This window comes from Enterococcus sp. C102(2024) (assembly GCF_040888205.1).
Taxonomy (GTDB): Bacteria; Bacillota; Bacilli; order Lactobacillales; family Enterococcaceae; genus Enterococcus; species Enterococcus faecalis.
The window spans coordinates 441,786-455,698 of sequence record NZ_JBFOHH010000002.1 but is presented as its reverse complement, the minus strand read 5'-3'; the positions used below and the strand labels follow the sequence as shown (position 1 = coordinate 455,698).

Genomic DNA, 13,913 nt, shown 5'->3' with positions numbered 1-13,913 from the left:
GACTCTTTCCTTTTACAAATCCAGGGTCGAAATAGTTGTTCGTTTATGGCATACTAAAGTAAGTAGGGAAAGATAACGGATACATAAAGAAGGAGCTAAAAAAATGAATGTTATGATGCAAAAAGTACACGGGTCAGAAAATGATTTCTTTTTATTGGATGAAACACAGTTTGAGCGTTCTTTAACCGCTGAGGAAATTGAGCAATTGCGCATCCAGTTATGTTCGCGGGAAACAGGATTATTGGCGGGAGCAGATGGGTTACTTTTGGTAGGAGAAGGGACTCACGGCACGTCCAATGCTAGAATGCGAGTGATTAACAGCGATGGTAGTGAAGCAAGCATGTGCGGGAACGGCTTGCGTACGGTTGCCCGTTATTTAGCTGAAAAAAACCAAGAAAAATCATTTACAGTTGAAACAATGTTTGCAGATTTGAAAGTACGTCAAGCCCCCAATTTAGCTGAAGAAGTAGCGACTTACCAAGTGGAAATTTCACCAGTAAGTTTTGAAGCAGTCACTATCCCAATGCATTTAGGGGTCCAAACATTAATTGATGAAATCGTACCAGCTTTATCTAAAACCATTCGCTTTACAGCGGTAGCAGTGCCTAATCCGCACCTTGTAGCATTTGTGGATCATGAAACCTTAAATGGTCCAGAATTTGAACGAATCGCTACCTATGTAAATAATGAAAATCCATATTTTCCAGAAGGGATAAATGTGAGTTTTGTTGAAATTCTTGGCAAAAATCAACTATTTGTTCGAACGTATGAACGTGGTGTAGGTTTTACAAGTGCTTGTGGGACAGCCATGTGCGCAAGTAGTTTACTTTATACGTTATTGAAAGATGGTGTTTTTTATGAAGAAATAACCGTCAAAAATGCTGGAGGTATGGTGAAAACAGTCGTCCACGAAACGTCAGATGGCAGTTATTGGATGGAATTAATTGGGAATGCCACGATTACGCATTTGATTGAAGGATCACTGACTGATTTACTAAATGGTGCATTTGAGAAAATAACTATCACTGAAACGAATGAACAGAAACATTATCAAGAATTTTTGCAAACACTTTCTCAAAAATAACAATTGTTCCTTGATAAAGCGCTCTTTTATTTTACAATTGTGTTAAGTTCTCGTTCCAAAAAATAAAAAATATTGCTTGAATAAGCAAACTATGAGAAAATAAAGGGCATGAATTAAGAATTATTCTTAGATAAACGAGGAAGTGTCTTATGAAACTATGGAAAAAAGTAGTACTGGGCTTCTTGAGCGTCTTGCTAGTGGTAGTAGCTGGGGTATGTGCTTACGGGATTAAGATGTATTCAGATGCCAATTCAACAATTAATGGGATCTATCAATCAGTTAACCGTAAGTCCAATAAAGGAACCACGGCCAATATTGATGCGCAAGAACCATTCTCTGTTCTTTTAATGGGGATTGACACAGGCGATTTAGGCCGAACAGAACAAGGTCGTTCAGATACTACAATGGTTGTAACCATCAACCCGAAAGAAAACAAGTCCACAATGATCAGTTTGGATAGAGATATTCTAACAGATATTGTTGGAAATGACACACAAGACAAATTGAACCATGCCTATGCATTTGGTGGCGCCGAAATGGCGATTAATACAGTCCAAGAATTACTGGATATTCCCATCCATCACTATGTATCCATCAATATGAAAGGATTAAAAGACCTGATTGATGCGGTAGGCGGTATTGAAGTAGATAATACGATTGGTGAATTTACGTTGGACGGTATTACTGTTCCAGCAGGTAAAATCAAGTTAGATGGCACGACAGGTTTGGCTTATGCGCGGATGCGTCACGAAGATCCTGAAGGAGATGTGGGTCGTCAACGCCGCCAACGAGAAGTTGTTGAGAAAATTGTGCGCAAAGTCATGAGTTTTGACGGTGTTTCAAAATATCGAAAAATTCTTGATGCTGTTGAAGCCAACGTAAAAACAGACTTAACTTGGGATGACATGATGGACATCCAATCAAAATATTTATCTGCCTTTAAAACAATTGACTCAGAACAATTACAAGGATACAGTGCAACCATTGATGATATTTATTATCAAGTCCTAGATCCAAATAGCTTATACAAAACACAAACAACGCTTAGAAAACAACTTGGTTTAAAAGAACATGCTTCTGAACGTGAAAAAGATTTAGCCTTTTATAATCAGTTTAGCTATGCTGTTACAGATACTGCACTGATTGGTGAATCTGGTGATTCAAGTGCCAATAGCTCTACTAGTTCGAGTAGCACAGCGGACACCACAGCCGGACAAACAGAATATAACGGCAATACGCAACAAGCAGCAGAAGGAGCCTACGATCCGAATACGTACGTTGACCCAAATGCGTACACAGATCCAAACGCTTATGCTGATCCAAATACGTATGTGGATCCCAACGCACCACAATATTAATCTGTTAAACAAGCTCGAAAACTTCTATTTCTGATGGGAAATAGAAGTTTTTTTCTTTTATTCTAGAAATTTTTTTCAGAAGGTGTTATAATTGGACTATACCAAAATAAACCGTAAGGAGCGTGTCAAAATGCAAATTATCCGTGTAGCAAATGCAGAAGAAGGCGGCAAAAAAGCGTTTGAATTAATTAAAGAAGGTATGAACAATGGTGCGAAAGTTTTAGGCTTAGCAACAGGTAGTACACCAGAAACATTATATAAAGAAATGACAGCAAGTGATGTCGACTTTACAGAAATGACTTCTGTAAACTTAGATGAATATGTTGGTTTAGGTGGCGAAGATGAGCAAAGTTACCGTTATTTCATGAACAAACACTTATTCGACAAAAAACCATTTAAAGAAACATTTGTACCAAATGGTAAAGCAGAAGATTTAGATGCTGCTTCCGCAGAATATGAAAAAATTATCGATGCACATCCAGTAGATATCCAAATCTTAGGTATTGGTCAAAATGGACACATTGGTTTCAACGAACCAGGCACACCTCTAGATAGCTTAACACATGTCGTTGAGTTGACTGAATCAACAATCAACGCAAACAAACGTTATTTTGACAAAGTAGAAGATGTCCCAACACGTGCTGTTTCTATGGGGATTGGCTCAATCATGAAAGGTAAAAAAATGATTTTAATGGCTTATGGCGAAGCAAAAGCAGAGGCCATTAAAGGGATGATTGACGGACCAGTAACAACAGACATGCCAGCAAGTGCATTACAAAACCATCAAGATGTTGTTGTAATCATTGATGATGCAGCTGCAAGTAAATTATAATCGTTGATGAAAAAGGACTTGAAACATAAGGATTTCCTTATGTTTCAAGTCCTTTTTTTGTTATACTGGAAGTAATAGAAGAAGAGGTGAAAAGGATGTTACAGCTAACAATTCCAGAAATTATTTTACGGTTAGTTCTAGCGATGGTGATGGGTGGCACAATTGGTTTTGAAAGACAATATAAGAATCGCCCAGCAGGGATGCGCACTCACATTTTAGTTTGTATGGGCGCGGCTATTATTGCGTTAATTCAGTCGCAAATTGCAATCAATGCATTGAAAGATGCGTTAGCTAATCCGGCTTTGACGGGGGTCATTCGTTCAGATCAAGCAAGATTGATCGCACAAGTTGTAAGTGGAATCGGCTTTTTAGGTGCTGGAACCATCATTGTAACGAAACAAAGTGTCACAGGATTGACGACAGCAGCGTCACTATGGACCGTTGCTGGTTTAGGGATCGCGGTGGGCATGGGCTACTATACGATTGCCTTAACAAGTTTTATCGGTGTATTATTTGCCTTAACCATTGTCAAACGAATTATTCACGTACCAACAATCAAAAAATTAGAAATTCGCTATCAACATAAACAAGAAACCAAAGAATTTATTAATCAGTATTTTGAAGAAAAACATATTGAAATTTATGATGTGAATTTCAATGTTTCTTGGGTAGATGATACAAAAATCTATACGAATATCTATACTATTGATTTGCCTAAAGGCCTAACGTATGCCGATGTTATCGAAGATCTATCTGTTTCAAATAATGTAACAAAATTACGATTGATTAATGTGTAGAAACATCTATTTATAATTAATGACAAGAGGTCGGGACAAAACCGTTTAGCTCCGAGAAATAAGAAGGAATTTCCGAAAATTGCTCTTTAATTTTTGGAGAATTTCGGCTTATTTCCGAAGGAGTTGGTTCTGTTCCCGCCGTTTATCAGTTTTGAGCGTGGAACAAAAATCCAAAGTGATTTTTGTCCCACGCTCTTTTCTTCTAGGGCCTAGGACTGATTTTTTAAGTTTAATATTTCAAAAAGATTACAAAAGAGTTATAATTGTATTACGAGTTAGAAAGAAAGGTGATAAGTAAGATGAATAAAAAAAATAAATTTCTTAGTATTATTGTTGTTGTCGTTGTGATTATTGGTGCATTTGTGATGAAAGCTTATAATCAATTGATTACTTTAGATAATAAAGTCGAAGCAGAATGGTCACAAGTAGAGAATGTAATGCAAAGACGGGCTGATTTAATTCCGAATCTTGTCAGTAGTGTTCAAGGCAGTATGACTCAAGAAAAAGAAGTTTTAAAAGAAATAACGGAAGCACGTAAAGCATACGCAGGAGCAAAATCTTCTTCTGAAAAAGGGCAAGCAAATGAGCAAATTGAAAAAGGATTAGGTAATTTTGTTACAGTATTGAATGAAGATTACCCAAAGTTAGCTTCTTCTGAAAATGTCAAAACCTTAATGACTCAATTAGAAGGATCTGAAAATCGAATTTCTGTTGAACGCCGTAACTATATACAAGCTGTTGAAACATATAACCAACAGATTTCAAAATTCCCTGATAAAATAATTGCAAAACTTTTAGGATTTGAGAAGAAAACTAACTATGTTGCGACAGAGCAGGGAAAAGAAGTGCCGCAAGTAAAATTTAAATAAAAAATTTGTAGAAAATTTGGGTTAAAAAGAAAGAAGTGAGGAAGGTTGGATAAAAAAGTCGAAAAAATTCAAGAAAAAGTTCGTTTGTTTTATAAAAAGCATCAGCGGAATACAACGATTGTTGTGGTAATTAGTTTAAGTATGATTTTAATATTAGGAATGGCTGCTTGGTATGAAGGAAAGGGAATCTCTTATGAAGCAAAACAAACTGCACTGAGAGAGAAGCAACATGCCTTACAAAAAAAGAGAGACGATATCTTAGCAGGGAAAATGACTGAAGCGTCAACCCAGACAACAATAAATAACTTTTCTAAACAAGAAATAACTGGTGAAAATGAATTAGTGACAATTACTGGAACGAATGGGCAGTTGAACATTAATGATGCTAATATCTATGTTTCAGATAATGCAGGTATTGTCTCAAATCAACTTAAACAGAAAATGTTTCAATTGAATCAACAATTGTTGGAAAATGCGAATGGCGCACAATTTATGCTTATTACCGTTCCTGCGTTACCTAGTGGGGAATCTGTTGAATCTTACAGCAATAAGATTGCTAATCAATTAGGTGTAGGGGATCGTGAAAAAAATAATGGTGTGGTTTTTCTAATGGCAATTGAGGATCGCGAGTCTCGCTTGGAAGTTGGATATGGCTTAGAGAGTATTTTAACGGATAGCTATGCGGATAATATTATTAATAATGAAGAAGTAAAAGAGGCTTTTAGAGACGAGGATTATAATACAGGTCTCAATAAAATTATTGATCAAGTATCGGCTGCAATCAATTCAAAAACCGCACAAGTGGATAATGAATTAACAAATATACAAGCAGAGTTAAACACTAACACAACGAAAAGAAATGTTCTTTTAATGGCAAGTATTGCTGGGATGCTCATTTGTGCTGTTTATATTTTACAAATTTTAAGAACAAGAAAACTTGTTAAAAAAATGTATCAAGATTATTTGAATTGTTTACCAACAAAGGCTGTCCCAAATAACTCAGAACAGACAAAGAAAGTATTAAATAAGATGAAAAAGACTTCTTTTTATTGTTTATATCTTAATGGAGCAACGTTATTTGCCACAAAAGGGAAAATAAGACGTGCCACTAAGCGTGGTTCTTTACTAAGTATATATCCAAATGCAAAAAAACAATCTTTTGGGCGTTTATTAGTAGGAGATACTTTATATAGTTATGATGGTAGTGTTTTGACGTATGCTTATTTAAACTCACAATACAATCCGTCTAATCATAGTAGTTCTGGTAGCAGCAGTGGTGGTTCATTCGGTGGCGGCTCATTCGGCGGTGGCGGTGCCTCTGGAAGTTGGTAAAATAAAAAGCTAGAAACGTTAATCGTTTCTAGCTTTTTGCTATTTATCTAAACCGTAAAGATAGTCATCATCTTTCATGGCTTCAACTGTTCCTAGTAAATAGCCATTTCCTACTTGAGAGAAGAAGTCATGGTTGCTAGTTCCTGTCGAAATACCATTCATTACAATCGGGTTCACATCATTGGCTGTATCCGCAAATAAGGGATCCATACCTAAGTTCATTAAAGCTTTGTTGGCGTTGTAACGTAAAAAGGTTTTTACTTCTTCGGTCCAACCTAAGTCATCATATAATTCTTCTGTATAACGTTCTTCATTTTCGTACAATTCGTAAAGTAAATTATACATCCAGTCTTTTAGTTTATCTTGCTCATCTTCTGGTAATTCATTAAATCCTAATTGGAATTTATAGCCAATATACGTGCCGTGCACTGATTCATCACGGATAATCAATTTAATAATTTCAGCGACGTTCGCTAGTTTATTGTTTCCTAAATAGTAAAGAGGAGTGTAAAACCCAGAATAGAATAAAAACGTTTCTAAAAATACACTAGCAATTTTTTTCTCTAACGGAGTACCGTTTTTATAAATTTCGTTAATCCGTTCTGCTTTATATTGCAGATGTTTGTTGGTATTTGTCCACTCAAAAATATCATCAATCTCTTTTTTTGTATTTAATGTACTGAAGATAGAAGAATAACTTTTGGCATGGACAGATTCCATGAATTGGATGTTATTTAAGACGGCTTCTTCATGGGGCGTCCGCACATCATTTCTCAGTTGATCCATGCCGCTTTCTGATTGAACAGTATCTAATAAAGTTAAACCGCCGAAAACGTAGCCGACAGTAGTTTTTTCTAAATCGGAAAGAGTCCGCCAATCATCTAAGTCATTGGATAACGGAATCCGTGTATCTAACCAAAATTGTTCGGTTAATTTTTCCCAAGTGGATTTATCAATGACGTCTTCAATGGCGTTCCAGTTAATTGCTTCATAATACGTTGCCATGGTTATTCCTCCTGTATGCTGGGACAGCAGTCTGTTTGACTAGTTGTCTCGATTCTTCGCTTAAAACGTTCTACAGAGTCCAAATAGGAGCGTGCAGCCGTTCTTCTTTGTCCAGTATATCTGAAAATGTCCTGTTTAAAAAGAGAACATTCCTAAAAAATAAGACGCTCAAGCAGAACGCCTTATTTAAGTACTTTTCATTAAATCACGCAAGACTCACATTGATTGCTGCCAATTTCTTCAGCATCATCTGTAAATGTACGAATATAGTAAATTGATTTAATCCCTTTGTTGAACGCATAATGACGTAAAATGTTTAAGTCACGGGTTGTTTGTTTTGGTGTTTCTTTCCATTCATACAAGCCTTCAGGGATTTCTGAACGCATAAACAAGGTTAAACTCATTCCTTGATCAACGTGTTGTTGCGCTGTTGCGTAGACATCAATCACTTTGCGCATATCCATGTCGTAAGCAGAAGTATAGTAAGGGATTGTATCATTAGCTAAATAAGGCGCTGGATAGTAAATCTTACCAATTTTCTTCTCTTGACGTTCTTCAATCATGCGAGTAATTGGATGAATGCTGGCACTAGTATCATTAATATATGAAATTGAACCATTTGGCGCTACGGCTAAACGATTTTGATGATAAAGACCATCTTTTTTCACAGCATCGCGTAACGCAGCCCAATCTTCAGCCGTTGGAATCTGAATGTCTTTGAAAATTTCTTTCACTTTATCAAATTTTGGTGTAAAGTTGCCTTCAATATATTTATCGAAGTAAGCACCAGAAGCATAATCTGATTTTTCAAAATTGTGGAAGACTTGGTTACGTTCTTTCGCAATTTGGTTACTTTCCATTAAAGTCCAGTAATTTAATAACATGAAATAAATGTCTGTAAAGTCTAATGATTCTTCAGAGCCGTATTCCATATGATTTTTAGCGAAGAAGGTGTGTAAGCCCATTGCGCCTAGCCCGATTGTATGGCTTAAACGATTTCCATTTTGGATAGTTGGCACGACATCAATTTCAGAAGCATCTGTTACAAAAGTTAACGCACGCGTCATAGCGCGAACAGATTTTCCAAAGTCAGGACTTTCCATTAAATTAACAATGTTAGTTGAACCTAAGTTACAACTAATATCTGTTCCTAAAACTTCATATTCTTGTTTCCCATTAATAACAGAAGGCGTTTGAACTTGAAGAATTTCAGAACATAAGTTACTCATGATAATCTTGCCATCAATCGGATTGTTTTTGTTAGCTGTATCAATATTGATGATATAAGGATAGCCAGATTCTTGTTGTAATTTAGAAATTTCATTTTCTAAGTCACGGGCTTTAATTTTACGTTTACGTATGTTTGGATTGGCCACTAGGTTATCATATTCTTTGGTGATATCTACATAGGAATAAGGCACACCATATTCGCGTTCCACACTATAAGGACTAAATAAATACATATCTTCGTTGTTACGTGTTAATTCGTAAAATTTATCTGGAACAATAACACCAAGAGACAACGTTTTTACACGGATTTTTTCATCAGCGTTTTCTTTTTTAGCAGATAAGAACATTTCAATATCTGGATGGAAGACGTTTAGATAAACCACACCAGCACCTTGACGTTGACCTAATTGGTTAGAGTAGCTAAAGCTATCTTCAAATAATTTCATAACAGGGACAACACCACTTGCTGCGCCATCATAACCTTTGATTGGTGCGCCCGCTTCACGTAAGTTTGAAAGAGTAATCCCTACGCCGCCGCCGATTCGTGATAATTGAAGGGCAGAATTAATTGAACGCCCAATGCTGTTCATATCATCTGTTACTTGAACTAAGAAACAAGAAACCAATTCACCTCGACGTTTACGCCCAGCGTTTAAGAAAGAAGGTGTGGCTGGTTGATACCGTTGATGGATCATTTCATCCGCCAATGTTAAAGCCAACTCTTCATCGCCATCCGCAAAATACAAGGCATTAAAGGCAACCCGATCTTCATATGTTTCTAAATACTCTGTTCCGGCGTTGTTCTTTAAAGCGTATTGAGAATAAAATTTATAAGCCGCCATGAAAGACTTGAATTGGAAATGTTGTTCATCTAAGAAAGCATATAATTTTTCAATAAAGTCCATTGAATATTTTTCGATGAATTCAGTTTCAATAAAATCTTCTTTCATTAAAAAGTTGATTTTTTCTTCAGCAGAGCTGAATTTACGTGTATTCGGTTCTACATTTTCTTTAAAGAAGGCTGCGAGTGCTTCTTTATCTTTATTTAAAGGGATTTGACCATCAACAGGACGGTTAATCTCGTTATTCAGTTTGAAATAGCTGACATCTTTAATTTCTTTTAGACTCAATTTCTTCCACTACTTTCTTAAAGGTCTCCACGTCTTCGTCTGTTCCGCTAAACTCAAAGGAGTATAGAAGCGGAACGTGGTAATCGCGGGCAATATCTTTGGCGGTATAGACAAATAATTCAGCAAAATTACGGTTGCCCCCACCAGCTACACCAACTAACAGTTCTTGATTACTTTTATAATCAAGAAAGTCATTCACTACCTCTGTAATTTCTGCATCATAGGTAGGAATGACAAGAATAAAAGGCTCATTTATTTCAAAAAAAGGATTCGCTGGCTCAAGTTCATAAGCAGGCAAATCCAATTTTTTAATAAAGCGCCTTGTTTGACCGGTGACTGAAAAATAAACAAGTTTCATCTTAGCTAGCCAATTGTTTTAATTGGTCTGGACGGAAGCCAACAACGGTTGTTGCTTCAGATGTGATTACCGGTACGCTTTGGAACCCTTGTTCTTTTAACCAGTCGATAGCATCTGGTTGTGCGTCGATATTGATTTCTTCAAAAGCGATGTTATTTTCACTTAGGAAACGTTTCGCCATTTTACATTGGATACAGTTATTTTTTGAAAAGATTTTTACGTTCATTGAAAGTTCCTCCTCTTTTTTTCTACATAGACTAGTATAAATCTATGTAGAAAAAAGTCAACACTTTAACACTATATATTGTGGTGTGTTTTTCTCATAATACTAGTTTTTGTGTTTTTGAAAGAAAAATGAAAACACGTGAATCCTCGTTTTTGGGAGAAAAAACACATTGGTCAGTGTTTGACAAACAAAAAAATTAAAATTTTGAAAGAGAACATTTAGTGAAAAAACACTAAATATTGTGTTGACATTTGAGTTAGGCACAAGAAGAAAAAATAAGCGGATTTGTTATTGAATGAGTGGAATTTTATAGTAGCTAGTAACATAAAAAACAAGAGCTGACTTTTTTCAAAAATAGTAACCTGAAAAAAGTGTCTCTATATAGAAGGAAAATAGAAGAAAACAGGAGATACATCCAGAAATTCATTGACTTTCCGTGTAAGCAAGCGTATTCTTTTAATTGAGAACGATTCTCATTTTCGTTTGAAACTTTTTCACATGGAGGAAAGTAAATGATTACGTTAGCGCAGGCAGAAGTTGGGAAAGTCTATACAGTCGAAAGCGTCCAAGCAGATGTTCAGACAAAGAAACATCTGAACAATTTAGGTGTCGTTGCAGGCCAAGCAGTTGTCCTTGTCAATTATCAGAATCAAAATGGTATTGTTTTATTACATAATAGTCGAATTGCGCTGACAGATACGATTTTACAAGCGATTCATGTGGAGGAGCGCTCGGCGAATGAGAAAGTTTGGGTCTCCTTAGATACCTTGAAAGTTGGAGAACGCGCTACAATAGTAGGGATCCACGGACAAGGAGCGGTGAAACGTCGGTTGATGGACATGGGTTTAACAAAAGGAACAGTAATTTTTATTCGCAAAGTAGCTCCTTTAGCCGATCCAATTGAAATCAATGTACGTGGTTACGAACTAACGTTACGAAAAAGTGAAGCGGAACTAATCTTGGTTGAAAAGGAGGAAAGCGAATGACTCAGCAAATCGCACTAGCCGGCAACCCTAATAGCGGTAAAACGACAACGTTCAATATGTTAACAGGAGCCAACCAATATGTTGGAAACTGGCCAGGGGTGACTGTGGAACGCAAAGAGGGGGTGGCAAAGAAAGATAAGACACTCATTATTCAAGATTTGCCGGGGATTTACTCTCTTTCTCCTTATACGCCTGAAGAAATTGTGGCACGAGATTATCTTTTGGAGGACCAACCTTCAGTGATTTTGAATATTCTCGATGTGACCAATTTGGAACGGAATCTTTATTTAACAACACAATTAATTGAAACCGGATTACCGGTTGTTTGTGCGTTAAATATGATGGATTTGTTGGAAAAAAACGGCCAAACGTTGAATAGTGAAAAGTTAAGTTATGGCTTAGGCGTGCCTGTCGTTGAGATTAGTGCTTTGAAGAATCGTGGGTTGGATCATGCTTTAAAACAAAGTAAGCAGCGAGCGAATGCCATAGAGACAGAGGTTATTTATCCTTCTTATGATAATCGCTTAGAAGCAGCACTTGCTGAAATTGTTGATATTTTAGGAAATACTGTTCCTGAAACGCAACAGCGTTGGTATAGTTTAAAACTTTTTGAACGAGATGTTCGAACCAAAGAGCAATTATTATTGAGTTCTTTTCAAGAAAAAGAAATTGAAGAAGTCATACAAATTACCGAAAAAATCTTTCAAGATGAAAGTGAAGCGATTATCATTAATGAACGCTATGCCTTTATTGCTCGATTAATTGCTTTGTGTGCGACGAAAAAAACAGAAATGACATTTACTCACAGTGATAAGATTGACCGAGTGGTAACCAATCGGTGGTTGGCGTTGCCAATCTTTGCGTTTGTGATGTGGTTGGTCTATTACTTGTCTATTCAAACGGTTGGTACAATGGGGACAGACTGGTTAAACGATGTCTTTTTCGGGGAATGGGTTCCTCAATTTGTGGGAAATTGGTTGGCGCAATGGCAAGTAGCGCCATGGATGCAAAGTTTAATTTTAGATGGGATCATTGCAGGTGTTGGGGCTGTGTTAGGATTTTTACCACAACTGGCCGTCCTGTTTTTATGTTTAGGTTTTTTAGAAGATTGTGGCTATATGGCCCGGATTGCCTTTGTCATGGATCGTTTGTTTCGGAAATTTGGCCTATCTGGTAAGTCGTTTATTCCGATGTTAATTGCGACAGGTTGTGGGGTCCCAGGCGTGATGGCTAGTCGAACGATTGAAAACGAACGCGATCGGCGAATGACTATTATGGTCACGACTTTTATGCCATGTTCGGCGAAGTTGCCAATTATCGCTCTGATTGCAGGTGCATTTTTTCCTAACCAAAGTTGGGTCTCGCCCTCTGCTTATTTCTTAGGGGTTGCTTCCATTGTGTTGTCAGGGATTGCTTTAAAAAAGACCAAGCATTTTTCGGGAGATCCAGCACCATTCATTATGGAACTTCCCGCCTATCATTTGCCACAGCTTAGAAGTGTGGTTCGGCATGCCTATGAACGATGTCGCTCATTTGTAAAAAAAGCAGGTACGATTATTTTTGTTTCCAGTATTCTCATTTGGTTCATGTCACATTATTCTGTGACGTTTCAACCCGTTCCAGAAAGTCAAAGTATTCTAGCATTTCTAGGTAAAGGGTTGGCGGTGCTATTTATCCCATTAGGCTGGGGTAATTGGCAAGGGGCAGTTGCCACAATTACAGGATTGATAGCGAAAGAAAATATTATTGGTACCTTAGGCATTTTATTTGGCAATGTGAAAGATGTTTCTGAAAATGGGGTAGAAGTCTGGGGCGCACTGCAACACACCTTTACGCCAGTCGCGGCCTATTCGTTCTTAACTTTTAACTTATTATGTGCACCTTGTTTTGCTGCAATTGGCGCAATTCGTCGTGAAATGGGAGACCTCAAATGGACATTAGGAGCCATTGGTTATCAATGCGGTTTGGCTTATATGGTCAGTTTTGTGATTTATCAATTGGGCCATGTGTTAGTCGAAAAAGGCACACTAACTCTGGGGACTTTTTTAGCGATGGGCGTTGTTTTAGCTGGATTTTATTTCCTTATAAGAAAACCAAAGCCAGGCAAAGAAAGTATCCAAGCAATCACTTCTTTAGAAAGAGGGTAATAACGGATGGCAACAATTATTTTATCCATTTTAATTTTTGGAACAGCAGGAATCATCACCTATCGACGAATCAAAAAAGGGGAAAGTTGTGAAGATTGTCAAACAGCTTGTCCTGTAAAAAAAGAACAATCTTCACAAGAATAACAACTGAAAAAAATTCCCTCTTGTATAAATAATAGCGGAGTGCTACAATATTGAGGTAGCTGAAAAGCCATTTTATACAACGGGGGCATAGCTCAGTTGGTTAGAGCATCTGACTCTTAATCAGAGGGTCTAGGGTTCGAATCCCTATGCCCCCATTGGGTGCCAAACCCACGAGAACGGTATTCTGTCGGCGTCTTAGGACGTTTCGAAGACGGAGTACGCGTTCTCTTTTTTTACATAAAATGTCGAGTGTCGTGAGAGATATACTAGTTAAATCATTTAAAGAATGCTACGCTTAGAAGAGCGAGAAAGTACGTTATATAAAAAATTTTAAAAAAATTTCAGGCTAAAAAAGCGAATTTACCAAAAAGCGCACTTTTTGGTTCCTATGAAACGAAAAAGTACGTACTATACA

13 protein-coding genes and 1 tRNA gene are annotated in these 13,913 nt (G+C 37.0%); 10 read left to right on the top strand and 4 right to left on the bottom strand.

The annotated features are described in order from the left end of the window. Positions 1 to 103: 103 nt before the first annotated feature. The 6 genes from dapF to AB3I34_RS06740 all read left to right on the top strand — a co-directional run bounded on the left by dapF (position 104) and on the right by AB3I34_RS06740 (position 6,272). Positions 104 to 1,084 carry a diaminopimelate epimerase gene (dapF, locus tag AB3I34_RS06765; protein ID WP_002370226.1) on the top strand — a complete coding sequence of 327 codons (981 nt, stop codon included), beginning with the start codon at positions 104 to 106 and terminating at the stop codon, positions 1,082 to 1,084. A 149-nt stretch (positions 1,085 to 1,233) separates the two neighbouring features. Then, entirely contained in the window at positions 1,234 to 2,442 is a 1,209-nt protein-coding gene (locus AB3I34_RS06760; RefSeq protein ID WP_085444055.1) for an LCP family protein, read from the top strand. A 130-nt stretch (positions 2,443 to 2,572) separates the two neighbouring features. Continuing rightward, positions 2,573 to 3,274 (top strand): glucosamine-6-phosphate deaminase, encoded by a 702-nt coding sequence (gene nagB / locus AB3I34_RS06755; protein WP_002355352.1) that lies wholly within the window; start codon positions 2,573 to 2,575, stop codon positions 3,272 to 3,274. 95 nt (positions 3,275 to 3,369) lie between these two features. Then, positions 3,370 to 4,071, top strand: coding sequence for an MgtC/SapB family protein (locus tag AB3I34_RS06750; protein ID WP_010711985.1), 702 nt, complete (start codon positions 3,370 to 3,372; stop codon positions 4,069 to 4,071). Positions 4,072 to 4,370: 299 nt separating this feature from the next. Beyond that, positions 4,371 to 4,940 carry a LemA family protein gene (locus AB3I34_RS06745; protein ID WP_002385314.1) on the top strand — a complete coding sequence of 190 codons (570 nt, stop codon included), beginning with the start codon at positions 4,371 to 4,373 and terminating at the stop codon, positions 4,938 to 4,940. Between the two features lie 45 nt (positions 4,941 to 4,985). Next, entirely contained in the window at positions 4,986 to 6,272 is a 1,287-nt protein-coding gene (locus tag AB3I34_RS06740; RefSeq protein ID WP_010711986.1) for a YgcG family protein, read from the top strand. A 39-nt stretch (positions 6,273 to 6,311) separates the two neighbouring features. On the opposite strand, the gene nrdF is transcribed toward AB3I34_RS06740, so the two are convergent. From nrdF to AB3I34_RS06720, 4 genes are all read right to left on the bottom strand, one after another. Continuing rightward, the gene (gene nrdF / locus AB3I34_RS06735; RefSeq protein ID WP_002355357.1) at positions 6,312 to 7,277 is read right to left on the bottom strand and encodes a class 1b ribonucleoside-diphosphate reductase subunit beta; all 966 of its coding nucleotides are present in this window, start codon (positions 7,275 to 7,277) and stop codon (positions 6,312 to 6,314) included. 200 nt (positions 7,278 to 7,477) lie between these two features. Continuing rightward, entirely contained in the window at positions 7,478 to 9,637 is a 2,160-nt protein-coding gene (gene nrdE / locus AB3I34_RS06730) for a class 1b ribonucleoside-diphosphate reductase subunit alpha (RefSeq protein WP_002355358.1), read from the bottom strand. Next, positions 9,618 to 9,995: a class Ib ribonucleoside-diphosphate reductase assembly flavoprotein NrdI gene (gene nrdI / locus AB3I34_RS06725; protein WP_002355359.1), complete on the bottom strand. Its 378-nt coding sequence runs from the start codon at positions 9,993 to 9,995 to the stop codon at positions 9,618 to 9,620. Before nrdI ends, nrdE begins: the two co-directional genes overlap by 20 nt. A gap of 1 nt (position 9,996) precedes the next feature. Further along, entirely contained in the window at positions 9,997 to 10,221 is a 225-nt protein-coding gene (locus AB3I34_RS06720; protein ID WP_002355360.1) for a redoxin NrdH, read from the bottom strand. A gap of 512 nt (positions 10,222 to 10,733) precedes the next feature. On the opposite strand from AB3I34_RS06720, the gene AB3I34_RS06715 reads away from it, so the two are divergent. From AB3I34_RS06715 to AB3I34_RS06700, 4 genes are all read left to right on the top strand, one after another. Continuing rightward, complete coding sequence (locus tag AB3I34_RS06715; RefSeq protein WP_002355361.1) at positions 10,734 to 11,207, top strand: FeoA family protein; 474 nt, start codon at positions 10,734 to 10,736, stop codon at positions 11,205 to 11,207. Beyond that, the gene (gene feoB / locus AB3I34_RS06710) at positions 11,204 to 13,354 is read left to right on the top strand and encodes a ferrous iron transport protein B (protein ID WP_010711987.1); all 2,151 of its coding nucleotides are present in this window, start codon (positions 11,204 to 11,206) and stop codon (positions 13,352 to 13,354) included. Before AB3I34_RS06715 ends, feoB begins: the two co-directional genes overlap by 4 nt. Positions 13,355 to 13,360: 6 nt before the next feature. Then, positions 13,361 to 13,498 (top strand): hypothetical protein, encoded by a 138-nt coding sequence (locus tag AB3I34_RS06705; RefSeq protein WP_002355364.1) that lies wholly within the window; start codon positions 13,361 to 13,363, stop codon positions 13,496 to 13,498. Between the two features lie 81 nt (positions 13,499 to 13,579). After that, positions 13,580 to 13,653: transfer RNA gene (locus tag AB3I34_RS06700), tRNA-Lys, on the top strand. The last annotated feature ends 260 nt before the right edge of the window (positions 13,654 to 13,913 follow it).